The organism is Stagnihabitans tardus (assembly GCF_009925085.1).
GTDB lineage: Bacteria > Pseudomonadota > Alphaproteobacteria > Rhodobacterales > Rhodobacteraceae > Stagnihabitans > Stagnihabitans tardus.
On sequence record NZ_JAABNR010000001.1, the window covers coordinates 117,698 to 143,038 of the forward strand.

Sequence of the window (25,341 nt, forward strand, 5' to 3'; positions counted from 1 at the left end):
GGCCGCAGGAGGAGCCCCATGACCCAGACCTTCCCGCGCAAGATCGACCCGACCCGGGGCGACAGGCTCGCCGATGGCAGCCCCAATGACAACGACCGCATCGAGATCGGCCCGACGCAACTGGCCTTTGCCGAATGGGAGGCGGCGGGGGTCCGGCCTCCGAACCTGGAGAAGATGCGCCATGACCGCTGGGCGGCCCTGGTCAAGGGCATCCAGGCGCGGGACTATGCCGGGCTCTTGATGTTCGACCCGATGAACATCCGCTATGCCACCGACACGACCAACATGCAGCTCTGGAACGCGCATAACCCCTTCCGCGCCTGCCTGATCTGCGCCGATGGCCATATGGTGATGTGGGAATACAAGAACTCGCCCTTCCTCGTGACCTTCAACCCCCTGGTGAAAGAGCTGCGCACGGGGGCGAGTTTCTTCTATTCGGTGACAGGGGATACCTCGCCCGGGGATGCCAAAAACTTCGCCGCCCAGGTCGACGAGGTGATCCGCGCCCATGCCGGGTCAAACCGCCGCCTGGCCGTCGACAAGATCATGATCCACGGGCTCCGCGCGCTCGACCGTGCGGGCTTCGAGGTCATGGAGGGCGAAGAGCTGACTGAGCGTGTCCGCGCCATCAAGGGCCCCGAGGACATCGCCGCGATGCGCTGCGCCATGGTCTCCTGCAACCAGGCCATCACCGAGATGGAGGCTTTCACCCGCTCCGAAGTCCCCAAGGGCGGCGTCTCCGAGGATGCGATCTGGGCCGAACTGCACCGTGGCAATATCCGCCGGGGGGGCGAGTGGATCGAGACGCGACTCCTGGCCTCCGGCCCAAGGACCAACCCCTGGTTCCAGGAATGCGGCCCCCGGATCGTGGGCAACAACGAGATCGTGGCCTTCGATACCGACCTCATCGGCGTCTATGGCATCTGCATCGACATCTCCCGCACCTGGTGGGTGGGCGACCGCGCGCCAAGGCCCGACATGATCTCGGCCTATGCCCATGGTCTGGACCATATTGCCCAGAACATGGCCATGCTGAAACCCGGCGCCCGCATCCGCGACCTTGTCCACCAGGGCCACCAGCTGGCGCCGAACTATTGGGCGCAGAAGTATTCCTGCAAGATGCATGGGGTCGGGCTTTGCGACGAATGGCCTTATGTGCCCTATCCGGACTCTTGGGTGGAGGGCAGTTTCGACCATGTGATCGAACCCGGCATGGTGCTCTGCGTCGAGGCGCTGGTCTCGCCCGAGGGTGGGGATTTCTCGATCAAGCTGGAAGAACAGGTGCTGATCACCGAAACCGGGGTCGAGAACCTGACGACCTATCCGATGGATCCCCGCCTGATGGGGTGACGCCCCGGAACAGCCGCAGGGGGGCTGTCTGCCCCCCGCTTCGCCCCCCCGAGGATATTTGTGCCAAATTGAAAGACACGAAGCCCTTTGCTCTTTCAACTTGGCGCAAATACTCCCGCCGGAGGCATCCCCGAGCCGGTTGGCGCGACGCGCCAGAGGCGAGATGAAAACCTTGCGCCGCAGGCGCTCCGCTGGACTCCGCTGGCCTCGCGCGCTAAGGGGCGGCATCGCAATTGGAGGCCTTACGCATGATCCCGCGCTATTCCCGTCCCGAGATGGTCTCAATCTGGTCCCCCGAGACCCGCTTCAAGATCTGGTTCGAGATCGAGGCCCATGCCTGCGACGCCCAAGCCGCCATCGGCGTGATCCCCAAGGCCAATGCCGAGGCCGTCTGGAAGGCCAAGGACGCCACTTTCAACGTCGCCCGCATCGACGAGATCGAGGCCGTCACCAAGCATGACGTCATCGCCTTCCTGACCCACCTGGCCGAGATCATCGGGAATGACGAGGCGCGCTTCGTCCACCAGGGCATGACCTCTTCGGATGTGCTGGACACGACCTTCAATATCCAATTGTGCCGCGCCTCGGACCTGCTTCTGGTCGCCATGGACCGGGTCCTGGCAGCCCTCAAGACCCGCGCTTTCGAGCACAAGGACACCATCCGCATCGGGCGCAGCCATGGCATCCATGCCGAGCCCACCACCATGGGCCTGACCTTCGCCCGCTTTTACGCCGAGATGGCACGCGGCCGCGCACGCCTGGTCGCCGCGCGGGCCGAGATCGCCACGGGGGCGATTTCTGGCGCCGTCGGGACATTCGCCAATATCGACCCCTCGGTCGAGGAACATGTCTGCAAGATGCTGGGCCTGGCGCCGGAACCCATCTCCACCCAGGTCATCCCCCGCGACCGTCATGCCATGTTCTTTGCCACGCTCGGCGTGATCGCCTCCTCGATCGAGAATATCGCCACCGAAATCCGCCACATGCAGCGCACCGAGGTGCTGGAGGCCGAAGAGTTCTTCTCGCCCGGCCAAAAGGGCTCCTCGGCCATGCCGCACAAGCGCAACCCGGTCCTGACCGAGAACCTGACGGGGCTTGCGCGGTTGGTGCGCAGTGCGGTCACGCCCGCCCTCGAGAACGTGGCTTTGTGGCACGAGCGCGACATCAGCCATTCCTCGGTCGAGCGCGCCATCGGGCCGGACACCACGATCACGCTGGATTTCGCCCTGCACCGCCTGGCGGGCGTCGTCGAAAAGCTGGTGGTCTATCCCGAGAATATGCTCCGCAACATGAACAAGTTCAAAGGCCTGGTCATGTCGCAGCGCGTGCTTCTGGCCCTGACCCAGGCAGGCGTGAGCCGCGAGGACAGCTACCGCCTCGTGCAAAGGAACGCGATGAAGGTCTGGGAAAAGGGCGCCGATTTCAAGACCGAGCTCCTGGCCGATCCGGAAGTCACCGCCGCGCTGTCTCCGGCCGAGATCGAGGAGAAGTTCGACTTGGGCTATCACACCAAGCATGTCGACACGATCTTTGCCCGCGTCTTCGGCTGAAGCGCCCGGGATGGAGCCCAGGGGGCCAGGCGCGCCTGACCCCTTTTGCATTTTGCCCCGGCCTTTGAAAACAATCCGTCTAAACCTCACCTTAACCGGGAAGCGCCATCCTGACCCGGTCTGAAGAATCGGAGGTTTCATGGCGTTCAATCCTGCGATGCTGGCATCCCTGACCAATACCGAGGGCTTTGGCGCCCCGGCCCTGCTTCCGGCTTCACGCCCGAAGATCCACCCCAAGGAAAAGGCCGCGATCATCGTGCGGCTCATGCTGTCCGAAGGCGCGCCGCTCAAGGTGACCTCGCTCCCCGAGGATATGCAGACCGAATTGACCCAGCAATTGGGCAAGATGCGCCGCGTGAGCCGCGAGACGCTGAAGGCCGTGGTCGAGGAATTCCTGGGCGAGCTGGAACAGGTCGGGCTGTCGTTTCCCGGCGGCCTCGAGGGTGCGCTCTCGATGATGGATGGCCATATGTCGGCCAATGCGGCCTCGCGGCTGCGCAGGCTTTCGGGCGGCAATGCCTCGGTCGACCCCTGGGAGCGGATCAACGCCATGTCGCTGGAGCGCATCGTTCCGGTGCTGGAGGAGGAAAGCATCGAGGTCTGCGCCGTGGTCCTCTCCAAGCTTCCCGTCCCCCGCGCGGCAGAGCTTTTGGCCAAGCTGCCCGGGGAACGGGCGCGGGCCGTGGCCTATGCGGTCTCCCTGACCGGCAATGTCGATCCCGACACGGTCCACCGCATCGGCCTCTCGCTGGCCACGCAGTTGGATAGTCAGCCCTTGAAGGCCTTTGACGCCGGTCCCGGGGAGAGGGTGGGGGCGATCCTGAACGTCGCCGCCGCCTCGACCCGGGACGAGGTGTTGCGCGGCCTGCTGGAGCAGGACAAGGACTTCGCCGAGGTGGTGAAGAAGAACATCTTCACCTTCGAACATATCAAGGCGCGGCTCGGGCCGCGGGATGTGCCCAAGGTCATCCGCCTGGTGGATCAGAACCTGATCGTCACGGCCCTGGCCTATGCCATGGGGGTCCCCGACCTGGTGCCTTCCGCAGAACACATCCTGTCCAACCTGTCGCAGCGTCTGACCCAGACCTTGAAAGAGGAAATGGCGGGGCGCGGCAAGATCAAGGAAAAGGATGCCGAGGAGGCGATGGGGGCCATCGTCATGGCGATCCGCCAGCTGGAAGGCTCGGGCGAGGTCGTGCTGGTGGAACCCGAGCAATGAGTGGCGCGCAGCCGAAGCAGCGGCAAGGCCGCAGCATCGGCTGCACGCGGGAAGCGGGAGGGGCCAGCCCCTCCCGCACCCACCCCGCCGGAGGACCCTGGCCGGGCCCTCCGGACCTCCCGCGACATGTGGGGGGCGACGGAGGCCCGGCGGGCGTCGCCTGAGCCGGGTATGGTCCCTGGCGGAAGCGGAGGGGCACCGAAGCTGCGGCCTTGGGTTGACCAAGGCTGAAGGCAGGCCCCCGGCGCAAGCAGAACAACAGACCTGCTGCGTCTTTGGCGCTTGCATTGCAGCAGGTGGGAAGGGCCGCCGTCCTTTCGCTTAGGTGACGAGGCGTCAAGCTGCGCCTCAGGCACAAGGGCCTGTTGCGCGGCGGCAGAATGGCGGTCTTGGGCTTGAACCCGACGGCTGCGGAGTTGGAGGCTGCACCCATCGGCGCGGGAAGGGCGGGCTTTCATGGGTCGGCTTGTGGGACGAAGGGGACCGGCCTGGCCCGCCAGGCTACAAGGAAAAGGGACCGCCTGCCCGCCTCTTGGACCTGGGTTTCTCGCGCTGCGCGGCGGGCAGGGAAAGGCGAGCCTCGGATGCCGATGAAGAGGCAAACATGCGCCATGGCGGCCTCCTGGATCCGGAAAGTTTCCTTGGCCATCGGGGTTTTCCGCAGCGCCCGGGGGGAAGCAAGGCCTGGGTGCCAAGAGCAATGGTCCCGCGATCGGCGGTCCGGACGGCGGACCTCGGGGATCGAGGGGGTGGGCCTTGGCCCTATGTCCAAACGGGCAGAAGGGCGGGAAAGGGTCCGCGTCTTGACAGGGCGTTGCTTGTGGCCAGGCATGGGCCCCCTGAGGCATTCCCTCTCGGCGGGACCGCCATGTTTCGCGACCAAGGCGGCTCCCCCGCGCGGGAAAGAGACACGGGTGCAGCTTTCGGCCCCGGGGTCGACCCGGACAGAAGGATCCAGGGCTCGCCCCCGGTGCAGCCCGTCAGGGTCGGCGGACAAGGCCCTTGGGCAAGGGGACCCAAGGCCCGTGAACGCTCCCGGTCCGTAACGGAGCACTCAGGGTCTGCGGCATGCGGCCCTGTGACCGGCGCGGCCGCAAATGGGGGATGGGAGACGCAATCCGGTCGGGAAGCTCCGTGACGGCAAGTCATCCACCTGCGGGAAGTGACCCGTGCAGGCAAAAGAGGTTCGCCTGCCGCCTGTTTGCCGGTGAAGCGACCACCTGAGCAGGCCGCTTCCTTGGAGCGACCGTCCCGAGGCCGAAAGTCCGCGTCGAGACCGCCTTGCTCTCCTGCCCATCGGGGGGGAACTCTCCCCACTGCGCCATTCACGCAAAGCAGCAGAGAGGAAACGCTTTGCCCCGGCATACCGCAAGGCCGATTTCCCAGGCCCAGGGACAGGGCCGCATCCTCTCAGGCGTCCAGCTCGGTATCCCAGTAGAGATAATCCATCCAGCTCTCGTGCAGGTGGCCCGGCGGGAAACGGCGGCCATGGGCCTGCATTTCCTCGGGCGTGGGCGCACGGGCCGGGCGGCGCAGATGCAGGCCCGATTGCTTCAAGGTCTTGTTGCCCTTGTGCAGGTTGCAAGGGCTGCAAGCGGCCACGACATTCTCCCAGGAGGTGATCCCCCCGCGCGAGCGCGGGATCACATGGTCGAAGGTCAGATCGCCCCGCGAGCCGCAGTATTGGCAGCAGAATTCGTCCCTCAGGAAAAGATTGAAGCGCGTGAAGGCCACGCGCTTCTGGGGTTGGACGAATTCTTTCAGCACCACGACCGAGGGCAAGCGGAACTCGGTCCTTTGGCTTCGCACCGTCGTGTCATATTCGGTCAGGATCGTGACGCGGTCGAGCACGGCGGCCTTGATCGCCTCTTGCCAGGGCCAGAGCGAGAGCGGGTAGTAGGAAAGCGGCCTGAAATCGGCGTTCAACACCAGCGCGGGGCAGTGTTTCAACGTCGCAGGGTCGCGCACGAAAGAAGTTCGAAAATCACCGTCCAAAGCCGAGACCTTCCCTTCGGGTCCGCGCTTCAGGCACAAAATGCGCCGTTCTGCGCATGGAATCACTATATCTGGCGTTTCCTCAGTGGCAAGCCCCCCGCATCTGCGCCCTGCCCGGTTTTTGACAAGCTTGCGTGACGGGGCCATGACAAAGGCCACCCCGCGCGGGGCTTTGCCGGAAAATCCGGCATTGGACGCCGGGGACTTGGCAGAAAGCCAAGGCGCCGCTATCAGGCGAGGAAAATGAGAGGGACAAGATGCTCGACCGCCGCCTGATGATCCTTGGCCTTGCGGCGCTCGCCGCCTGCGGCCGCCGCCGTGAACCCGAGGCGCGCTATGCCGGACGCACGCCCGCCATGGACCGGCTGGTGGCGAAATATGCGCGCCTCTACGACATGCCCGAGAGCCTGATCCACCGCGTCATCCAGCGCGAAAGCGGCTATAACCCCGGCGCCCGCAACGGCCCCTATTACGGGCTGATGCAGATCCTGCCGCAGACCGCCCGCACCATGGGCTTTCGCGGCGAGCCCGAGGACCTGCTCGATGCCGAAACCAACCTGAAATATGCGGGCAAATACCTGCGCGGCGCCTGGCTCGTCTCGCGCCGGAACCAGGATCGCGCGGTGTCCTGGTATTCCAAGGGCTATTACTATGAGGCCAAGCGGATGGGGCTTTTGGAAGAGACCGGGCTGCGTGGCTGAGGGATTGCGCCGCCTGGACGGCGTCGCCCAACCGGGGGGCTGCCGCCCCCCGGACCCCCTGCCTGGAGGGACCCACGGGGCCCCTCCAGACCTCCCCCGGGATATTTGTGCAAGTATGAAAGACGAAGGGCGCCCTGATCGAGGCGCCCTTTGCGTTTCATCTTTTCATAAATATCCACGGGGGTTCCAAGGGGGAGCGTGCTACCCCTTGGCGCAGGGGTTCGGGGGGCGCGCAGCCCCCCGACCTCAGGTCACCACATCAGGCGCGACCTTGCCGGTGAAGGCTTCGATCCCCGCCAGCTCATGGGCGGCGGCAATGACGGGGGAGAGCGCCTCTTGCGCATCGCGGTCCAGGCCATCCGGCCCGGGCACATAGCGCTCGAGATAGACGCGGAGCGTTGCGCCCTCGGTTCCGGTGCCGGAGAGGCGATAGACGATGCGGCTGCCGTCGGTGAAATTCACCCGCACGCCTTGCTTGGCCGAGACCGAGCCATCGACCGGATCGGTATAGGAGAAGTCATCGGCGCCCGAGACCTCCATGCCTTGCAGCTTGCGGCCTGCGAGGCTGGCGAGGCTCGCGCGCAGCGCGGCCATCATGGCATCGGCCTTTTCGGTAGCGATGGCTTCGAAATCGTGGCGGGAGTAGTAGTTGCGCCCGAACTTGGCCCAGTGTCCCTTGACGATGGCCTCGACGCTTTCGCCGCGCACGGCCAGGATGTTGAGCCACATCAGGATGGCCCAGAGCCCGTCCTTTTCCCGCACGTGGTCCGAGCCGGTGCCGAAGCTCTCTTCGCCGCAGATCGTGGCATTGCCGGCATCGAGGAGGTTGCCGAAGAACTTCCAGCCGGTGGGGGTCTCGTAGCTGGCGATCCCAAGCGAGGCCGCCACCCGGTCGGAGGCCGCCGAGGTCGGCATCGACCGCGCCACGCCCTTCAGGCCCGCGCGGTAGCCCTTGCAGAGATGCGCATTGGCCGCCAGCACCGCCAGGGAATCCGAGGGCGAGACATAGATGCCGCGCCCCACGACCATGTTGCGGTCGCCGTCGCCATCCGAAGCCGCGCCGAAATCGGGCGCGCCTTCGCCCATCATCTCGGCCATCAGCTCATGGGCCCAGGTGGGGTTGGGGTCGGGATGCATGCCGCCGAAATCCGGGAGCGGCACTTCATGGGTGACGGTGCCTTTCGCAGCCCCGAGGCGACGCTCCAGGATCTCTACGGCGTAAGGTCCGGTCACGGCGCACATGGAATCCATCCGCATCCGGAAACCGGCCGCGAACATGGCGGTGATCTTGTCGAAATCGAAGAGGCTCTCCATCAGGTCGGCGTAATCGGCGACCGGATCGACCACATCGACCACCATGTCGCCCAAGGCATGCCGCCCCACGGTGCCGAGGTCGACATCCTGCGCCTCGAGAATGTGATACTCGGTGAGCTCGGTCGTGCGCTTGTACATGGCCTCGGTCACGGCCTCGGGCGCGGGGCCGCCGTTGGGCATGTTGAACTTGACGCCGAAATCCTCCTTCGGGCCGCCGGGGTTGTGGGAGGCCGACATGATGATCCCGCCATCGGTCTTGTTCAGCCGGATCAGGTGCGAGGCGGCGGGCGTGGACAAAACCGCCCCCTGCCCCACGATGACCCGCTTGGCGCCGTTGGCCGCCGCCATCCGCAAGATGACCTGGGCCGCGCGGTCGTTGAAATAGCGCCCGTCTCCGCCAAGGACGAAGGTTTTCCCAACCGTGCCCACCGTGTCGAAGATCGCCTGGACGAAGTTTTCCAGGTAATGCGGGCCCATGAAGACCGGGGTCTTCTTGCGCAGGCCGGACGTCCCGGGCTTTTGCCCCGCGATGGGTTGGGTTTTCACGGTGATCTTGCTCATGGCTGGCCTCCCAAGGCTGCGGCGGTAAAGACGAGGACGGCATTGGCGGGCACGGTCTGGCCCGCGCCTGCAGGTTGCGGCACGAGGTCGGGCCGCGTCGTGTCAAGGATCAGCGACCAGGCCGGAACCGTGCCCGGCAGGGTCAGGGCCTGTTCGGGGCCGGTGTTGAAGACGGCGAAGATCACGTCATCGGCCTCAGGCCCCTGGGCGGCCATGCGGAGTTCCACGCAAAGGCAGCGGAAAGCGGGGTCATGCCATTCGAAGGCCTCGGGCGGCTGGCCATCGGCGCGGCGCCAGATCACATCGGGCAGGCCCTCGTTATGGCGCTTGCGAGCGTGGAGGAAATGGCGCTGGCAGAGCACGGGATGGCCCGCGCGGATCGCCGCAAGCTTGGCCACGAAGGCGGCCAGGGCGGCATCGGCCTTGGCCCAGTCGATCCAGGTGACCTCATTGTCCTGGGCATAGGCATTGTTGTTGCCGCCCTGGCTGTGGCCGATCTCATCACCTGCGAGGATCATCGGCGTGCCCTGGGCCAGCATCAGCGTGGCCAGGATGTTGCGTTTGCGCAAAGCACGGGCGGCGTTGATGCGGGCGTCCTCGGTGGCGCCCTCATGGCCCAGGTTGTCGGAGTGGTTTTCCGAATGGCCGTCGCGGTTGTCCTCACCATTGGCCAGGTTGCGCTTTACGGTGTAAGAGACCAGGTCTTGCAGCGTAAACCCGTCATGGGCAGTGACGAAATTCAAGGACGCCGTGGCGGGGCGGCCATGGTGGTCGAAGTTCTCGGCGCTCCCCAAAAGGCGCCGTCCAAGCTCCGCCGTCATCCCCGCATCGCCGCGCCAATAGCGGCGCACTCCGTCGCGGAACTTGTCGTTCCATTCGGCAAAGGGATGGGGAAAGCCGCCCATCTGGTAGCCGCCGGGACCGATGTCCCAGGGCTCGGCGATCAGCTTGACGCGGGCGAGGACCGGGTCCTGCCGCAGGGCATCGAAGAAGCCCGCGCCACTGTCGAAGCCATGCACCTCGCGCCCCATCGAGGTCGCAAGGTCGAAGCGGAAGCCATCCACGCCGAAATGCGTGACCCAGTGGCGTAAGGAATCCATCACCATCCGCAGGACCATCGGATGGGTCAGGTTCAGGGAGTTCCCCGTGCCGCTGTCATTCATGTAATGCCGCCCGCCGCCCGCAAGCCGGTAATAGCTGGCATTGTCGAGGCCGCGGAAAGAGAGCGTCGGGCCGAGTTCGTCGCCCTCTCCGGTGTGGTTATAGACCACGTCGAGGATGACCTCGATCCCGGCCTGGTGGAGCCGCCAGACCATTTCGCGGAACTCTCCACGGCCCGGGCGGGCCGAATAGCGCGGCTCGGGCAGGAAAAAGCCCATCGTGTTATAGCCCCAGTAGTTCGTCAGCCCCTTGGCGACCAGGAAACGGTCGTCGAAGAAGCCCTGAACCGGCAGGAGTTCAACCGCCGTGACGCCAAGCTTGACCAGGTGGTCGATCACCGCCGGATGCGAAAGCCCGGCATAGCGCCCGCGCAGCTGCTGGGGGATGACCGGATGGCGCATGGTCAGGCCCTTGACATGGGCCTCGTAGATCAGGCTCTCGGCCATGGGCGTGCCGGGGCCGGGCGGCAGGGGCGGCAGGGCGCGCTCGTCCACCACGACCGATTTCGGCACGGCAAAGGCGCTGTCACGCGTGTCATAGGACAGATCGCCCCGGGCCGAGCCGATCTTGTAGCCCATCAGCGCATCCGACCACTTCAGCCGCCCGTCCCAGGATTTCGCGTAAGGGTCCAGAAGCAGCTTGTGCGGGTTGAAACGGTGCCCCGCCTCGGGCTCGTAAGGCCCATGGGCGCGGAAGCCGTAGAGCTGGCCCGCCTTCATCCCCTCGACGCGGATATGCCAGATATCGCCGTCACGCTCCGTCATCAGGATGCGGGCGGTTTCGCGCCGGCCATCCTCGGTGAAGAGGCACAGTTCGATGAAATGGGCATTGGCCGAGAAGACGGCGAAGTTCACCCCGCCCTCGTCCGGCGTGGCGCCCAGGGGAAATGGCCGACCGGGCGCCAGGGAGAGGCCCGGCAGGATCCCCGGCAGGTTCGAGCGCGGCGTCACGCCATCAACCCTTCGTAAAGGCTGGCATATTCGGCCGCCGAGGCCCCCCAGGAGACATCCTGCTTCATCGCGTTCTTCTGGACCTTGGCCCAGAGCTTGCGATCGCCATGCAGGGCCACCAACTGCCGCAAGGCCTGCGCAAAGGCCGTGGCATCGGTCGGATGGAAGGTCACGCCGGTCGCCACACCAGCTGAAACGGCGGCCGGATTGGCATGGATCACCGTATCGGCAAGCCCCCCCACCGCCGCCACGACCGGCAAGCAGCCATAGCGCAGCCCATACATCTGCGTGAGCCCGCAGGGTTCAAAGCGCGAGGGCACCAGCACCGCATCGCCGCCTGCAAACATCCGGTGGCTCAGCGCCTCGTCATAGCCGATGCGCAGGCCGACGCGTCCGGGATAACGCTCCGCCAGGTCGCGCATCGCGCTTTCCAGCTCTGGCGCGCCCGAGCCCAGGACGACAAGCCCGCCCCCCGCCGCGATGAAATCCGGCAGGACGGCGGGGATCAGGTCGATGCCCTTCTGATCGGTCAGGCGCGAGACGACGATGGCCAAGGGCCCCGGGACATCCAGGCCAAACTCGGCGCACAAGGCCGCCCGGGCCCCCGCCTTGCCGCCCATATCCTTGATGGTAAAGGGGGACACTTCGGTCTCCGGGTCCCACACCACGGTATCGACCCCATTGAGAATGCCGGAGACGACCGAGGCCCGGGCCTGGATCACGCCTTGCAGCCCCATGCCGAACTCGGGGCGGGAGAGCTCCGCCGCATAGGTCGGCGAGACCGTGGTGATCCGGTCCGCCGTCACCAGCCCGGCTTTCAGCGTCGAAAGCCCGCCGTAATACTCCAGCGCCCCGGGGTGGAACTGGTCGGGCGGCAGGCGCAACTCGCGCAAGAGGCTGGAGGGCGCCCAGCCCTGGAAGGCGATGTTGTGGATGGTCAGGACCGAGCCCACCCCGCCCGAGCCGTGATAGGCCAGGTAGGCGGGCGCCAGGGCCGCCTGCCAGTCATGGGCATGGAGCACATCGGGCTTCCAGCCATCCCCCAGCCCCTCGCGCGCAATCCTCGCCGCGATCCAGGAGAGCGCAGCAAAGCGCTGCGGATTGTCCCACCAATCGCCGCCGGGCCCGTTGTAGATCCCGCCCTCGCGGTCATAAAGATGCGGCGCGTCCAGAAGCAGGACCTCGACGCCCCCGACCTCTCCGGCCAGAACCCGGCCCCGTCCGCCGAAAAGCCCCTCTTCGGCAAAGACCTCGCGCCAATCCCTGGCCCGCGCCAGAAGCGCGCGGTAGCCGGGCAAAAGCACCCGCATCTCCCAGCCCAAAGGCGCCAAGGCCTGCGGCAAGGCCCCGACCACATCCGCCAGCCCCCCGGTCTTGACCAGGGGCACGCATTCCGAGGCCACCGACAGAACCCGACCCTTCAGCTTCATACCTGCGCCCTCTTTTCTTTCGCGCCAAAGGGCCGCAACCGCGCCCCTTCCCATTCATCTTTTCAAAAATATCCCACGGAGGGGTCCGGGGAGGTGTGAAACCTCCCCGGCCGTTCCGCAAGACACACCTCAGCCCAGTTTCGCCGCCCTGGCGTCCAGCATGGTCTGCGTCACCAGCACGATCCCGGTCTCGGTCCGGCGGAACCACTTGGCATCCTCCTCCGGATCCTCGCCCACGACCAGGCCATCGGGGATGATCACGCCACGGTCGATCACGCAATTCTTGAGGGAGGCATTGCGGTTGACCGTCACGTAAGGCAGGGCGACCACGTATTCCAGGGCGGAATAGCTGTGCGTGCGCACCCCGGTGAACAGGAGCGAGTTGCGCACCTCCGACCCCGAGACGATGCAATCGCCCGAGACCAGCGAGGAAATCGCCTGGCCCCGGCGCCCATCCTCGTCATGGATGAATTTGGCGGGCGGCACGATCTCGGCATAGGTCCAGATGGGCCAAGAGCTGTCATAGATATCCAGCTTCGGCACGAAGTCGGTCAGGTCGATATTGGCCTGCCAGAAGGCGTCGATCGTCCCCACATCGCGCCAATAGGGCTCGGTCTCCAAGCCGCTCTTCACGCAGGAATCGCTGAACTTGTGCGCCATGGCCTTGCCGCCCTTGACGATGGCCGGGATCAGGTCGAAGCCGAAGTCATGGGTGGAATTGGGGTTGTTCATATCCTCGATCAGCAGCGCCCGCAGGAACTTCCAGTCGAAGACATAGATCCCCATGGAGGCCAGGGCATGGGTCGGATCGCCGGGCATGCCGGGCGGGTCCTTGGGCTTTTCCAGGAACTGGGTGATGCGCAGGGTGTCATCCACCGCCATGACGCCGAAGGCACTCGCTTCGGCACGGGGCACGGTCAGGCAGCCGATGGTGACATCGGCCTTCGAGTTCACATGCTGCTGCAGCATGACCTCGTAATCCATCTTGTAGATATGGTCGCCCGCCAGGACCACGACATAGTTGATGCCATAGCTGTCGATGATGTCGATGTTCTGGGCAATCGCATCGGCCGTGCCGCGGTACCAGTTGACCTCGTCCATGCGCTGAGACGCCGGCAGCACGTCGAGGTATTCGTTCCGCTCCGCCCGGAAGAAGCCCCAGCCGCGCTGGATATGGCGGATCAGGCTATGCGCCTTGTACTGCGTCGCAATCGCCATCTTGCGGATGCCGGAGTTCAGCGCATTCGACAGCGCGAAGTCGATGATCCGCGTCTTGCCGCCGAAATAGACCGCCGGTTTGGCGCGGAAGTCGGTCAGCTCCTTGAGGCGGCTCCCCCGCCCCCCCGCCAGAACGAAAGCCATGGCCTGAGACGAGAGCCTCGCATTGGGTTTCGGTTGCATCATATCCTCCCTCTCGCGGCTTTGCCGCTGTTATCCTTCACGAAAATACAAGGTCGCCAGGGGTGGCAGGGTCAGCATGGCCGATTGCGCCTGCCCGTTCCAGCCCTGATCTTCCACGACCAACCCTCCCAGATTGCCGCGGTTGCCGCCGCCATAGTGGCTCGCGTCGGTGTTCAGGATTTCCTCCCACTTCCGCCCGCCCGGCAGGCCGATCCGCATGCGCCGCTCCACCGGGGTCATGTTGGAGACCACCAGCACCGTCGGATGCCCCTTGGCCTTCCGCAGCCAAGAGAAGGTCGAGCCCTCGGCATCGCCACCGTCGATCCATTCGAAGCCCTCGGGCCGCGTGTCGTTGACATGCAACGCGGGGTTGTCGCGGTAGACCCGGTTCAGGTCGCGCACGAGGCTTTGCACCCCCGCATGTTCGGGGATTTCCAACTGGTGCCAGTCCAGCGACTGGTTGTGGTTCCACTCGGCGCCTTGCGCGAATTCCTGGCCCATGAAGAGCAGCTTCTTGCCCGGGTGCCCCCACATGAACCCGTAATAGGCCCGCAGGTTGGCGAATTTCTCCCAAGCATTGCCCGGCATCTTGCCCAGCATCGAGCCCTTGCCGTGAACGACCTCGTCATGGGAGATCGGCAGGATGTAGTTTTCCGACCAGGCATAGACCATGCCAAAGGTCATCTGGTTGTGGTGATACTTCCGGTAAAGCGGGTCCTTCTGCATGTAGGACAGGGTGTCGTTCATCCAGCCCATGTTCCACTTGAAGCCGAAGCCCAGGCCGCCCTGGTCCACCGGGCGGGAGACGCCCGGAAAGGCCGTGGATTCCTCGGCCACCATCATGATACCCGGAACCTCGCCGTAAGCCACGATATTGGCGCGGCGCATCATGGCGATGGCCTCGTAATTCTCGCGGCCGCCGTCCTTGTTGGGGATCCACTCGCCATCCTTGCGCGAGTAATCGCGGTAAAGCATCGAGGCGACCGCATCGACGCGCAGCCCGTCGACGTGGAATTCCTCGAGCCAATACAAGGCGTTGCTGACCAGGTAATTCTGCACCTCGGTCCGCCCGTAATTGTAGATGAAGGTGTTCCAGTCCTGGTGGAACCCCTCCTTCGGGTCGGCATGTTCGTAAAGCGCTGACCCGTCGAAACGGCCGAGCCCATGGGCATCGGTCGGGAAGTGGCCGGGCACCCAATCGAGGAGAATCCCGATCCCCTTCGCATGGGCCGCATCGACCAGGGCGCGGAACTCTTGCGGCGTGCCATGCCGCACCGTGGGGGCAAAGAGACCAACCGGTTGGTAACCCCAGGAGCCGTCGAACGGATATTCGGAAACCGGCAGCATCTCGATATGGGTGAAGCCCATGTCGGCCGCGTAATCGACCAATTGTTCGGCCATCTCGAGGTAAGACAGCATCCGGTTGCCCGGCGCCCGCTTCCAGGAGCCCAGATGCACCTCGTAAACCGAGATCGGCGCGTCGACATGCAGAGTTTCCGAACGCGTCTTCAGCCACTCCGCATCCTGCCACTCACGCGGCGAGATATCGCGCACAACGCTGGCATTGGCGGGCGGATGTTCCGACCCAAAGCCCACCGGATCGGCCTTGAGGGGCTGGACCACGCCGTCATGGGTGCGGATCTCGTATTTGTAGGACACCCCATCCTTCAGCCCGGGAATGAAGACCTCCCAGACCCCCGTCGGACCGCGCCGCCGCATCGGGTGGCGCCGCCCGTCCCAGATGTTGAAATCGCCGACCACCGAGACCCTTTGCGCATTCGGCGCCCAGACCGCGAAATGGACGCCCGCGACACCCTCATGCGTGATCAGATGCGCCCCCAGGACCTGCCAGAGCCGCTGATGCGTGCCCTCGCCCAGGAGGTATTCGTCCATCTCGCCCAGAACGGGGCCGAAACGATAGGCGTCGTCGAACTCCCATTCGGCATGGTCATTGCCCGCCCGCAGACGATATTCGACCCGCTTGGGCAGAAGACCGACGAAGAGGCCGGGGATCAGTTCCTCCATCTCGACCGGCTTCGACGCCTTGCCCTTGGGCAGGATCGAAACCCGGGTTGCGCCGGGGACGAAGACCGTCACCCGCCACTCTTTCCCCGCCAGGTGAGGCCCCAGAACGGCGAAAGGATCGCCATGTCGCCCCTCGACGACCGCCCAGGCGGCCCCCATGTCGATTGCAGTCATGCTCCCCTCCCCCTTCAGCCCCCGGCGCCGTTACAGCGCCGAAGGGATATCCCAGATGTCTTTCATATAGGCCCGGATCGTGCGGTCCGACGAGAAAAAGCCCGAGCGCGCCGTGTTCAGGGCCGCCATCTTCGCCCAACGGTCGGTATCGGCAAAGGCGCGGTCAACCTCTTGCTGGGCCCGATCATAGGCGTCGAAATCCGAGGCCACGAGGAAATAGTCGTGGTGCCAGACCCGGTGGACGAGGCCATGATAGCGGTCGGTTTGGCCTGCCGAGAAGCGGCCCTCGGCGATCTGTTGCAGGACGAGGCTCAGCGCGGGCGAGGCTTCGATGGCCTTGCGCGAGTGGTCGGGGTCTTCGCGGCGCTTCCAGGCCTCCTCAGTGGTCATGCCGAAGAGGAAGAAGTTCTCTGCGCCCACCTCCTTCAGGATCTCGACATTGGCGCCGTCCAGCGTTCCGATGGTCGGCGCGCCGTTGATCATGAACTTCATGTTGCCGGTGCCGGATGCCTCTTTGCCGGCCGTCGAGATTTGCTCCGACAGGTCGGCGGCGGGCACCAGGTGCTCGGCCATCGAGACGTTGTAATTGGCCGGATAGACGATCTTCAAAAGATCCCCCGTCACCGGATCAGCATTGATGACCGAGGCCACGTCGTTGATCAGATGGATGATCTCTTTCGCCACCGCATAGCCCGGAGCCGATTTGCCGCCAAAGATCTTGACGCGCGGCACATGGTTGCCGCCGGGGTTCTCTTTCAGCCGGTTCCAATGGGCAACCGTCTGCAGGATGTTCAGAAGCTGGCGCTTGTATTCATGGATGCGCTTGATCTGCACATCGAAAAGCGCATCCGGAGAGACCGTGATGCCGCATTGCGCCTTGATCCAGGCGGCGGTGGCCACCTTGTTCTCGCGCTTGGCCGCCATGAAGTCCTTGCGGAAAGCCTTGGTCTCGATGGCGGGCTCCAGCTCGCGCAGGCGGTCGAGATTGTCTTCCCAACCCTCGCCGATGGTGCGCGTGATCAGCCCCGCGAGCGGCTGGTTGCACATCTTCAGCCAGCGGCGCGGGGTCACGCCATTGGTCTGGTTGATGATCCGCCCGGGGTGAAGCGCGTTCAGCTCGGGGAAAAGGCTCTGCTTCACCAGGTCGGAATGAAGCGCCGAGACCCCATTGACCTTATGCGCCATGATGAAGGCGAGCTCCCCCATCCGCACCTCGTGGTGCTTGACGATGCCGACGTAATGCGGGCGCGAGTGGTGCTCGTCCTTGTGCCAGGCATCGATGCGCTCGACGATCTGCATATGGCGCGGCAGGGTGGTGCCGAAGGTGAAGGTCGCCCAACGCTCCAGCGCCTCGGGCAGAAGCGTGTGGTTGGTATAGCCCAGGCATTTCTGCGCGATATGGACGGCCTCGGTGAAATCGAGCCGATGCTCATCGACCAGAAGCCGCACGAGCTCGGGCCCGGCGATGGCCGGATGGGTGTCGTTCATCTGGATGGCGACATGCTTGGGCAAGGCGCGCAGGTCGGCATGGTTGGCGGTAAAGCGTCGCAGGATGTCTTGCAGCGCGGCAGAGGTCATGAAGAACTCTTGCTTCAGACGCAGCTCCTTGCCCTGGTAGGTCGTGTCGTCGGGATACAAGACACGGCTGAGGGTCCGCGCCAGGGCCTCGGGCTCGGCGGCGGCGGCATAGTCGCCCCGGTTGAAGCGTTCCAGGTCAAAGAGCGAGGTCGGCTTGGCCGACCACAGACGCAAGGTATTGGCCCATTTGCCCTGCCAGCCGATGACCGGCGTGTCATAAGCCTGGGCCTGGACCGTCTCTCCGGGAACCCAGACCTCGCGGCCGTCATGGGTCTCGACATGGCCCTTGAAGCCGATCGTATAGGCCGATTCCGGGCGCTCGAACTCCCAAGGATAGCGGTGGGTCAGCCAGTCTTCCGGCATCTCGGCCTGCTGGCCGCCGACGAAACGCTGGCGGAAGAGCCCGTGTTCATAGCGGATGCCATAGCCATAGGCCGGGCAGCCCACCGTCGCCATGCTCTCCATGAAACAGGCCGCAAGGCGCCCCAGGCCGCCATTGCCGAGCGCGGCATCCGGCTCGTCCTCGACCAGGGCGCGGAAATCCTGACCGAGATTCGCCATGACCTCGACGCAGGCCTCGCGCAAGCCGAGGTTGACGGTCGCATCCTCCAGGAGGCGGCCGATCAGGAATTCCATCGACAGGTAATAGACGCGCTTGCGGTCCTCGGCATAGGTCCGGCGGGTCGAGGCGAACCAGGGCGCCACGATCCGGTCGCGGATGGCGAAAGACAGCGCCATGCGCCAATCGAACACCGAGGCATTGGGCTGGTCCTTGCCCAAGGTCGAGGTCAGGTGCCGCAGCACATCGGCCTGAAGGTCCTTGGAAGAGAGGGTGATCTGGTTCACGTTTCTGTCCGCCGTTCTTGTTCTTGCTGCCACAAGCCTATCCCCTGCCTTGGCCTCGTCAAGCAAGCCCCCCCGGGCCCGACTGATTCCCGCTTTCAAACCGCGCTCATGTTAGCGCAAACATTTCGCAAACTCACGGGCCTTGACAGCAGTATTTCACGCAATGTGACATTTTCAAAGCGCTTTGAACGCACCCCTCTCCTTCAGCGCCCCCGGCAGGGTCAGAATGGCGAGGCGGACCCGAGATGACAAGCGCTTTGCGTCTGTGCCCAAGATAAGGGCAGGCGGCAAAGACCTGACCGGGGCGTCTCCTGCCCGGCCTGGTCGCAAAGAGGTGAAGATGCGGCGGATTTTCCCCCTGCCTGAAAGATTGCACTTGGGCCACAGTCCCAGTATCTGACGCCGCAATGCCAGACCTTTGCCCCAATCGGGTGTAAGGTTGCAGAGAGTTGAAACGACAGGCAGAACGCCGCAGATACCAGGAGCAGAGATGTCCTCTTCGAACCAGACGACCCAAAAGGACGCGGGCCAGCAGCAGCAACAGGGCCAGCAGCCCGCGACGCCGCAGCAGACCGGCGGCCAGGCGCCCCAGCCGATCTTCCGCGACTGGGCCGCGCTCTAAGACCTTTTCGGTTCGGGCGGCAGGGTCTAGACTGACCGCCCGGACCGGAGGTTTCCATGGCTGCCATATCGACGATCAGGAACCTTGGCCCCGCCTCGGAGGCGAGCTTTGCCAAGGCCGGCCTGACCACGGCCGAAGAGCTTTATGCGCTCGGCGCCCATGAGGCCTATCGCAGGCTTCTCGCCGCAGGGCAGCCCCCGCATTTCATCGGCTATTACGTTCTGGTCATGGCGCTGCAAGGCCGGCCGTGGAACGACTGCAAAGGTGCCGAGAAGGCCGCGTTGCGGGCGAAATTCGACGCGCTGAAGGCCGAGGTCGAAGCCGCAGCCTATGCCGCGCCCCCCGGCGCAAAGACCCTGCCCCGCCCCCTGGACCAGGCCCTGCGCGCCATCGGCGTGATCCCGGCCTGAGGGGCAGCCCTGCCGACTGCCAGGCCACGCCAGAGCCCCAACCTCGCCCCGCCGACTGCCGGGTCAGGCCCTGCCGACTGATGCGGCGCGGCAAAGACCCATGGTCGCCCTGCCGAAACCAGGTTCATCCCCGCGCGGTCCCTTCCCCCTGAGGCTCTCCGCCCGGAGGCGAGCCCTGCGCAAAGCGTCATGTCTTTCACACTGGCCCAAATATCCCGGGGGGAGTCCCGGAACGGGACGGGGGGGCAGCGCCCCCCTTCACCCTCCCCCGAAGAGGCACAACACTCGCCCTGATCGCGCCAGGACGCTGCCCCCCCAGTCGGCAGGGCCCAAGTTGGAGGACAAGACCCGGCCCCGCAGTCGGCAGGACCAAGCCAAAAGCAAAAGGGCCGCACCTCTCGGCGCGGCCCTCGAAGCGTCATGCGAAAACCGATCAGCCGACCAGTTCGAGACCCGAGAAGAAGAAGGCGATCTCGCGCGCGGCCGAGGCCGGGCTGTCCGAGCCATGGACCGAATTCTCGCCCTTGGACAGCGCGAATTCCTTGCGGATCGTGCCCTCGGCGGCGGCGGCCGGATCGGTCGCGCCCATCACTTCACGGTTCTTGGCAATGGCATTCTCGCCTTCCAGGACCTGAACGACCACGGGCTCGGAGGCCATATAGGCCACCAGCTCGCCATAGAAGCCGCGCTCCTTGTGCTCGGCATAGAACTCGCCCGCGGTGGCGGTGGTCAGGGCGATGCGCTTGGAGGCGACAACGCGCAGGCCCGCATCCTCGAACTTGGCAACGATCTTGCCGGTCAGGTTGCGCTTGGTGGCATCAGGCTTGATGATGGAGAGGGTGCGTTCGATCGCCATGGGAAACTCCGGGTTTTGGGCGCCGTTTGGCGCCGAATTGCCCCGGGCATCTAACATGGGGCGGGCGGCTTGAAAAGGCCCCCGGCTTGTCGGCCTCCCCAAGGGAGCAAGCCGCATGGCGGCTTGCGGCAGGGCCTGCGGGGTGACAAAAGCATCGCCAAGGAGATGCCCATGTCGAAAAGCCTTGCCCGCGTGACGGAGGCCCTGAAGGGGGTCGAGGTCACGATCCTTCAGACCCCCGCCTCGACCCGCACCGCCGCCGAGGCGGCAGCGGCGGCGGGCTGCGAGATCGACCAGATCGTCAAGTCGATCCTCTTCCAGGGTGAGCGCTCGCTTTGCCTCTTCCTGACGGCGGGCGGCAACCAGGTCGATGCGGGGCGCGCCTCGGTCCTGGCGGGCCAGGCGCTGACAAGGGCCGATGCGGCCCAGGTGCGTGCCGTGACCGGCTTTGCCATCGGCGGGGTCTCACCGGTGGGGCATCTCACCCAATCGCCGCTCTGGATGGACCCAAGGCTCATGGACTTCCCCCTGGTCTGGGCGGCGGCTGGCACGCCCAACCATATCTTCTTGATCGCGCCCGCAGTGCTTTTGTCCCTGACCGGCGCCAAGCTCGCCCCCTTTACGGTGTAAGATGTCCTCTCCCGATGGAATGCCCCCTCTGAGTGCCGTGATCCGCGCCCATGACCTGGCGGCGAAGAAGGAGCTGGGCCAGAACTTCCTCCTGGACCTGAACCTGACCTCGAAGATCGCAAGGATGGCGGGGGATCTTCCGGGCTCGGATATCCTGGAGGTCGGCCCCGGCCCCGGCGGCCTGACGCGCGGGCTTCTGATGGAGGGCGCGCGGCGCGTCGTGGCGGTCGAGAAGGACCGCCGCTGCATCGCGGCCCTGGAGGAAGTGGCCGCCCATTACCCCGGGCGGCTGACGGTGATCGAGGGCGATGCCTTGCAGATCGACCCGCTGGAGCACCTGACCCCGCCGATCCGCATCGCCGCCAACCTGCCTTACAACGTGGGCACCGAGCTTCTGACCCGCTGGCTGACCCCGCCCTCCTGGCCGCCCTTCTGGACCTCGATGACCCTGATGTTCCAGAAAGAGGTCGCTTTGCGCATCACCGCCAAGGTGGGCGATGACCATTACGGGCGCCTCGCGATCCTCTGCCAATGGCGCAGCGACCCCAGGATCGTGATGCATCTGCCGCCCGAGGCCTTTACCCCGCCGCCCAAGGTCCACAGCGCCGTGGTCCATCTGAAAGCCTTGGCCCAGCCGCGCTTTCCGGCCGATGCCAAGGTGCTGAGCCGGGTCGTGGCCCAGGCCTTCGGGCAGAGGCGCAAGATGCTGCGGTCGTCCTTGAAGCCCCTGGGCGATGTCGAGCCCCTGCTGGAGCAGGTGGGCATCCCCCCCACCGCCCGGGCCGAGGAAATCGGGCTGGAGGCCTTTTGCGCCCTGGCCCGCGCGGTCGCTGCCCGTCAAACCTGACCCAAAGGCGCGGCTCTGCCGCAAGCTTTTCTGTCGCCTGCGGGCTTGCGCCCTCCGGCTCCGGGCGCGGCCTGGGCCGCGCCATGCCTCCGGCGGGGATATTTGGGCCAGTGTGAAAGGGAAAGGGGGGCGCCGAAGGTCGAGGGGTGAGGTCAAGGCGGTTTCGGCAGGTGCCTGGTCTTGGCCATCGGATGTGGTCGTCGGCATGGGAGCCTGGGCTCAGGCCGCGATCTTGCGCGGCTTGGGCCTGAGTGAATGAAAAGGGGCGCTGACCCTGCGGCGCGACCCTCTTCGTCTGTTTCAACATATCCGCTGCGAACCAGCCTGAAGTTTCCGCGCCCTGGCGCGGAAGCTGAGGCAAAGGCTTGCGCGCCTTGGCGCGCTCCGCTGGGTTCAGTCGGCACTGCCCTCGGATTTGGGGGCGGCATCGGCCTCTTTCTTCGGAGCCTTGCTGCGGGTCGAGGCGGCACGGGGCTTCTTCGCCGGAGCCGGAGTCTCGCCCTCGGCCGAGGGGAAGAGCGCGGGCTGCTCGGCCGCCGGAGCGGGTTTCGCAGCCTTGGCCGTGGCCTTGCGCGGCTCGGGAGCAGCGGGGGCCTCGGCCTGGACGGGCGCGGGTTGGACGGGAGCAGGCTGGAGGGGCGCGGCCTGGGTCACCGGCTTTTCAGCCTGGCGCTCTTCGAGGGGAGCGATTTCGGAACGGGGCGCCTCCGGGCGGACCTCGGCGCGCGGCCGATCCTCGCGGCGGGCTTCCTCACGGCGAGGCTCATCACGGCGGGGTTCATCACGACGGGGTTCATCACGACGGGGCTCGTTGCGGTCGCCCCGGTTCTGGTCGCCCCGGTTCTGCTCTCCACGGTTCTGGTCGCGCTGATCGACGCGCGGCGGATAAGTGCGGCGCTGGTTGTTGCCATTGCCGTTGCGGTTGCCATCCCGGTTCTGATCGCCCCGGTTCTGCTCTCCCCGGTTCTGATCACCCCGGTTCTGGCCCTGGTTGCGGTCTCCCCGGTCCTGACCCCGATCCTGGCGGTCCCGATCCTGGCGCTCGCGATAGTCACCGCGCGGCTCGGGGCGGGCTTCGGGCGTGGCGACCAGGCCCACATCCTCATCGCCCATCACGTCGATCACGTCATGACCCGAGATATCGGGCTGCTCGTCACCATCCCGGTAGTCCTGGCGGAACTCGGGCCGATAGTCCTCGCGGCGTTGGCCGCCATTGCCATTGCCATTGCCACCGTTCTGCTGATGGGTCTGGTTCCGCGCCTCTTGCTCGGCCGACATCTCGCGCTGCGCCTCGGCGAGGAGGCGCGTGTAATGCTCTGCATGTTGCAGGAAGTTCTCGGCCGCCACCCGGTCATTCGACAGCTGGGCGTCGCGGGCGAGGAACTGGTATTTCTCGATCAGCTGGGCCGGCGTGCCACGCACCTTGCCCTCGGGGCCCGAGCTGTCGAACACCCGGTTGATGATATTGCCGAGTGTGCGCGGGCGGTTCTGCTTCGAACGCGAGCGGGACTTGGAAGAGCGCATGGGGTCCTTTGATCCGATGATCCATCCCGCGCCCACAGGTCAAAGCGACCAAGGAAACTGCGGATGGAGGGGCAGGCGCGGGCGGCGTCTTGCACCTGCCTGCGTGGGGCTTGATAATCACAGGACGCGGGCCACGGCAAGGAGATTTTTCCTTGGATGCCGGACAATACGCCTCAGGTGGCGGCGCAGTCACGGTTTTCCGCCGGTTTTTCGGCTGAGACCACGCGGTCGCGGCCGTCGAGGTCCTTGAGGATGCGGATATCGCCCAGGCCCTGGGCGGCGAAAAACCCGGCCACTTGCGCGCCCTGGGTCGGGCCGATCTCGACGATCAGTCGGCCGCCGGGCAGCAGGCGTGCGGGGGCGCCTCGGGCGATGATGCGGTAGGGCTCCAACCCATCGCCGCCGGGGGTCAGGGCCATAAGCGGCTCATGCAGGACTTCCGGCGAAAGCGCGGCCATCTCGGCCTCGGCGATATAGGGCGGGTTCGAGACGATGAGGTCGAAACGGCCCTGGACCGCGCCGAACCAGTCCGAGACCATGAAGCGTGCCTTGGCGCCATGGGTCCGCGCGTTTTCTTCGGCGACCTTCAATGCCTCGGGCGCGAGATCGACGCCCAGGCCCCGCGCCATGGGCATCGACATAAGGCAAGAGATCAGGATGCAGCCCGTCCCGGTGCCAAGGTCGAGCGCGTTGAAGAAGGGGCGCGAGATGGCCTCCTGGACCAGAACTTCCGTCTCGGGGCGCGGGTCGAGCGTGTCTTTCGTCACCTTGAAAGACCGGCCCCAGAAGAGCCTATGCCCCAGGATCTGCGCCATGGGCACGCGGGAGGCCCTCGTTTTCACGAGGGCAGCCAGGCGCTCTTGGGCGGGTTCAGGAATGGCGTCATGCAGGTGCATGTTCAGCCGGTCATAGGCGATCTCCAGCGCCTGGGCGAGGAGGAGGCGGGCGTCGCGGGCCGGGTCTTCGACCCCTGCCCCGCGCAAGGTCGCCACGGCGGCGATCAGCGCCTGTTGGGCCGTCATTCGGCTTCGGCCAGTTTCGCCGCCTGGTCATGGGCGGTGAGCGCGTCGATGGTTTCGGTCAAGCCGCCCTCCATAATCTGGGCGAGCGAATAGAGCGTCAGGTTGATGCGGTGGTCGGTCATCCGGCCTTGGGGGAAGTTATAGGTGCGGATGCGCTCCGACCGGTCGCCTGACCCGATCTGGGACTTGCGGTCGGCGCTGCGGGCAGAGTCGATCCGCTCACGCTCCATGTCATGCAGGCGGGCCCGCAACACGGCCATGGCGGTGGCGCGGTTCTGGTGCTGGGACTTCATGGACGAGGTGATGATGATGCCGGTGGGCAAGTGGGTGATCCGGACGGCAGAATCCGTGGTGTTGACGTGCTGGCCGCCGGCGCCAGAGGAGCGCATCGTGTCGATGCGGATGTCGCTGGCGGGGATGTCGATCTCGACCTCCTCGGCCTCGGGCAGGACGGCCACGGTGGCGGCGGAGGTGTGGATGCGGCCCTGGGCCTCGGTCGTGGGCACGCGCTGGACGCGGTGCACGCCGCTCTCGTATTTCAGGCGGGCAAAGACCCCCTCGCCCGCGATGCGCACGGTCAGCTCCTTGATGCCGCCGAGGTCGGAATGTTGTTCCTCCAGCACCTCCCAGGACCAGCCCATGCGCTCGGCATGGCGCTGATACATCCGCGCGAGGTCGGCGGCGAAGAGGCTGGCCTCGTCGCCCCCGGTGCCGGGGCGGATTTCCAGGATGGCGGGCTTGGCATCGTCGGCATCCTTGGGCAGGAGCGCGAGGCGCAGGGCCTGCTCCATCTCGGGGATGCGTGCCTTCAGGCCTGGCAGTTCCTCTTCGGCCAGGGCGCGCATTTCGGGGTCAGCCAGCATCGCCTCGGCCTCGGCGAGGTCGGCGAGCGATTGCCGCCACTCGGCGATCTGGGAGACGACGGGACGCAGGTTGGTGTATTCGCGGGAAAGCTCCGCGATCTCCGAAGGCGCGCCCCCGGCGTTCAGCTTCGCCTCGACATATTCGAAGCGGGATTCGATCTGGGCGAGTTTGTCGGTTGGCAGCATGGGGCGGGTTTGGCCGGATTTCGGGCTTGGGTCAAGGAGACACCCCCGGGGCGCTGCCCCGGACCCCGGGATATTTGTGCCAAGGTGAAAGCGAAAGCGCGCCCAGCCCCTTTCAACTTGGCTCAA

The 25,341-nt window shown here is 65.6% G+C and carries 18 protein-coding genes and 1 pseudogene; 8 read left to right on the forward strand and 11 right to left on the reverse strand.

Annotated elements, in window-relative coordinates:
* Positions 1 to 18: 18 nt before the first annotated feature.
* From dddP to GV832_RS00590, 3 genes are all read left to right on the forward strand, one after another.
* The gene (gene dddP / locus GV832_RS00580) at positions 19 to 1,350 is read left to right on the forward strand and encodes a dimethylsulfonioproprionate lyase DddP (RefSeq protein WP_168772868.1); all 1,332 of its coding nucleotides are present in this window, start codon (positions 19 to 21) and stop codon (positions 1,348 to 1,350) included.
* A gap of 248 nt (positions 1,351 to 1,598) precedes the next feature.
* Positions 1,599 to 2,900 (forward strand): adenylosuccinate lyase, encoded by a 1,302-nt coding sequence (gene purB, locus GV832_RS00585; RefSeq protein WP_168772869.1) that lies wholly within the window; start codon positions 1,599 to 1,601, stop codon positions 2,898 to 2,900.
* A 139-nt stretch (positions 2,901 to 3,039) separates the two neighbouring features.
* Positions 3,040 to 4,119: a flagellar motor switch protein FliG gene (locus tag GV832_RS00590; protein WP_227754159.1), complete on the forward strand. Its 1,080-nt coding sequence runs from the start codon at positions 3,040 to 3,042 to the stop codon at positions 4,117 to 4,119.
* 1,410 nt (positions 4,120 to 5,529) lie between these two features.
* Here the strand turns inward: GV832_RS00590 and GV832_RS00595 are convergent.
* A complete protein-coding gene (locus tag GV832_RS00595; RefSeq protein ID WP_168772870.1) occupies positions 5,530 to 6,114 on the reverse strand; it encodes an HNH endonuclease in 585 nt (194 codons plus the stop codon).
* 257 nt (positions 6,115 to 6,371) lie between these two features.
* Here GV832_RS00595 and GV832_RS00600 point away from each other — a divergent pair, with 257 nt between their 5' ends.
* Entirely contained in the window at positions 6,372 to 6,815 is a 444-nt protein-coding gene (locus GV832_RS00600) for a transglycosylase SLT domain-containing protein (protein ID WP_168772871.1), read from the forward strand.
* A 246-nt stretch (positions 6,816 to 7,061) separates the two neighbouring features.
* Here the strand turns inward: GV832_RS00600 and GV832_RS00605 are convergent, their stop codons facing one another.
* The 6 genes from GV832_RS00605 to GV832_RS00630 all read right to left on the reverse strand — a co-directional run bounded on the left by GV832_RS00605 (position 7,062) and on the right by GV832_RS00630 (position 18,255).
* Entirely contained in the window at positions 7,062 to 8,690 is a 1,629-nt protein-coding gene (locus GV832_RS00605) for an alpha-D-glucose phosphate-specific phosphoglucomutase (protein ID WP_168772872.1), read from the reverse strand.
* On the reverse strand, positions 8,687 to 10,801 hold the full coding sequence (gene glgX, locus GV832_RS00610; RefSeq protein ID WP_354001910.1) for a glycogen debranching protein GlgX: 2,115 nt from the start codon (positions 10,799 to 10,801) through the stop codon (positions 8,687 to 8,689). The genes GV832_RS00605 and glgX overlap by 4 nt, the downstream gene beginning before the upstream one ends.
* Positions 10,798 to 12,231: a glycogen synthase GlgA gene (gene glgA, locus GV832_RS00615; RefSeq protein ID WP_168772873.1), complete on the reverse strand. Its 1,434-nt coding sequence runs from the start codon at positions 12,229 to 12,231 to the stop codon at positions 10,798 to 10,800. The genes glgX and glgA overlap by 4 nt, the downstream gene beginning before the upstream one ends.
* Before the next feature lie 129 nt (positions 12,232 to 12,360).
* Positions 12,361 to 13,632, reverse strand: coding sequence for a glucose-1-phosphate adenylyltransferase (gene glgC, locus GV832_RS00620; RefSeq protein ID WP_168773113.1), 1,272 nt, complete (start codon positions 13,630 to 13,632; stop codon positions 12,361 to 12,363).
* A 30-nt stretch (positions 13,633 to 13,662) separates the two neighbouring features.
* On the reverse strand, positions 13,663 to 15,831 hold the full coding sequence (gene glgB, locus GV832_RS00625) for a 1,4-alpha-glucan branching protein GlgB (protein ID WP_168772874.1): 2,169 nt from the start codon (positions 15,829 to 15,831) through the stop codon (positions 13,663 to 13,665).
* Positions 15,832 to 15,861: 30 nt separating this feature from the next.
* Positions 15,862 to 18,255, reverse strand: a complete 2,394-nt coding sequence (locus GV832_RS00630; protein ID WP_168772875.1) for a glycogen/starch/alpha-glucan phosphorylase — start codon at positions 18,253 to 18,255, stop codon at positions 15,862 to 15,864.
* Positions 18,256 to 18,745: 490 nt separating this feature from the next.
* On the opposite strand from GV832_RS00630, the gene GV832_RS22260 reads away from it, so the two are divergent.
* Both GV832_RS22260 and GV832_RS00635 read left to right on the forward strand, forming a co-directional pair.
* Positions 18,746 to 18,877: a hypothetical protein gene (locus GV832_RS22260; protein WP_265332494.1), complete on the forward strand. Its 132-nt coding sequence runs from the start codon at positions 18,746 to 18,748 to the stop codon at positions 18,875 to 18,877.
* A gap of 56 nt (positions 18,878 to 18,933) precedes the next feature.
* Complete coding sequence (locus GV832_RS00635) at positions 18,934 to 19,287, forward strand: TfoX/Sxy family protein (RefSeq protein WP_168772876.1); 354 nt, start codon at positions 18,934 to 18,936, stop codon at positions 19,285 to 19,287.
* A 433-nt stretch (positions 19,288 to 19,720) separates the two neighbouring features.
* Here GV832_RS00635 and ndk read toward each other — a convergent pair whose 3' ends face one another.
* A complete protein-coding gene (gene ndk / locus GV832_RS00640; RefSeq protein ID WP_168772877.1) occupies positions 19,721 to 20,143 on the reverse strand; it encodes a nucleoside-diphosphate kinase in 423 nt (140 codons plus the stop codon).
* 171 nt (positions 20,144 to 20,314) lie between these two features.
* Here ndk and GV832_RS00645 point away from each other — a divergent pair, with 171 nt between their 5' ends.
* Together GV832_RS00645 and rsmA are read left to right on the forward strand one after the other, a co-directional pair.
* Entirely contained in the window at positions 20,315 to 20,773 is a 459-nt protein-coding gene (locus GV832_RS00645; protein ID WP_168772878.1) for a YbaK/EbsC family protein, read from the forward strand.
* A 1-nt stretch (position 20,774) separates the two neighbouring features.
* A complete protein-coding gene (gene rsmA, locus GV832_RS00650; RefSeq protein WP_168772879.1) occupies positions 20,775 to 21,620 on the forward strand; it encodes a 16S rRNA (adenine(1518)-N(6)/adenine(1519)-N(6))-dimethyltransferase RsmA in 846 nt (281 codons plus the stop codon).
* A gap of 1,274 nt (positions 21,621 to 22,894) precedes the next feature.
* On the opposite strand, the pseudogene GV832_RS22675 reads toward rsmA, so the two are convergent.
* The 3 genes and pseudogenes from GV832_RS22675 to prfA all read right to left on the reverse strand — a co-directional run.
* Positions 22,895 to 23,144 (reverse strand): annotated as a pseudogene (locus GV832_RS22675) (DUF4167 domain-containing protein); the annotation flags it as partial.
* Positions 23,145 to 23,317: 173 nt separating this feature from the next.
* Positions 23,318 to 24,166, reverse strand: a complete 849-nt coding sequence (gene prmC, locus GV832_RS00660) for a peptide chain release factor N(5)-glutamine methyltransferase (RefSeq protein ID WP_168772881.1) — start codon at positions 24,164 to 24,166, stop codon at positions 23,318 to 23,320.
* Complete coding sequence (gene prfA / locus GV832_RS00665) at positions 24,163 to 25,215, reverse strand: peptide chain release factor 1 (protein WP_168772882.1); 1,053 nt, start codon at positions 25,213 to 25,215, stop codon at positions 24,163 to 24,165. The genes prmC and prfA overlap by 4 nt, the downstream gene beginning before the upstream one ends.
* Positions 25,216 to 25,341 lie beyond the last annotated feature (126 nt).

What these genes read in the sequence shown, in the direction of transcription:
- dddP (WP_168772868.1), top strand. Translation starts at nt 19, where the DNA reads ATGACCCAGACCTTCCCGCGCAAGATCGACCCGACCCGGGGCGACAGG.
- purB (WP_168772869.1), top strand. Translation starts at nt 1,599, where the DNA reads ATGATCCCGCGCTATTCCCGTCCCGAGATGGTCTCAATCTGGTCCCCC.
- GV832_RS00590 (WP_227754159.1), top strand. Translation starts at nt 3,040, where the DNA reads ATGGCGTTCAATCCTGCGATGCTGGCATCCCTGACCAATACCGAGGGC.
- GV832_RS00600 (WP_168772871.1), top strand. Translation starts at nt 6,372, where the DNA reads ATGCTCGACCGCCGCCTGATGATCCTTGGCCTTGCGGCGCTCGCCGCC.
- GV832_RS00605 (WP_168772872.1), bottom strand. Translation starts at nt 8,690, where the DNA reads ATGAGCAAGATCACCGTGAAAACCCAACCCATCGCGGGGCAAAAGCCC.
- glgA (WP_168772873.1), bottom strand. Translation starts at nt 12,231, where the DNA reads ATGAAGCTGAAGGGTCGGGTTCTGTCGGTGGCCTCGGAATGCGTGCCC.
- glgC (WP_168773113.1), bottom strand. Translation starts at nt 13,632, where the DNA reads ATGCAACCGAAACCCAATGCGAGGCTCTCGTCTCAGGCCATGGCTTTC.
- glgB (WP_168772874.1), bottom strand. Translation starts at nt 15,831, where the DNA reads ATGACTGCAATCGACATGGGGGCCGCCTGGGCGGTCGTCGAGGGGCGA.
- GV832_RS22260 (WP_265332494.1), top strand. Translation starts at nt 18,746, where the DNA reads ATGTCCTCTTCGAACCAGACGACCCAAAAGGACGCGGGCCAGCAGCAG.
- GV832_RS00635 (WP_168772876.1), top strand. Translation starts at nt 18,934, where the DNA reads ATGGCTGCCATATCGACGATCAGGAACCTTGGCCCCGCCTCGGAGGCG.
- ndk (WP_168772877.1), bottom strand. Translation starts at nt 20,143, where the DNA reads ATGGCGATCGAACGCACCCTCTCCATCATCAAGCCTGATGCCACCAAG.
- GV832_RS00645 (WP_168772878.1), top strand. Translation starts at nt 20,315, where the DNA reads ATGTCGAAAAGCCTTGCCCGCGTGACGGAGGCCCTGAAGGGGGTCGAG.
- rsmA (WP_168772879.1), top strand. Translation starts at nt 20,775, where the DNA reads ATGTCCTCTCCCGATGGAATGCCCCCTCTGAGTGCCGTGATCCGCGCC.
- prmC (WP_168772881.1), bottom strand. Translation starts at nt 24,166, where the DNA reads ATGACGGCCCAACAGGCGCTGATCGCCGCCGTGGCGACCTTGCGCGGG.
- prfA (WP_168772882.1), bottom strand. Translation starts at nt 25,215, where the DNA reads ATGCTGCCAACCGACAAACTCGCCCAGATCGAATCCCGCTTCGAATAT.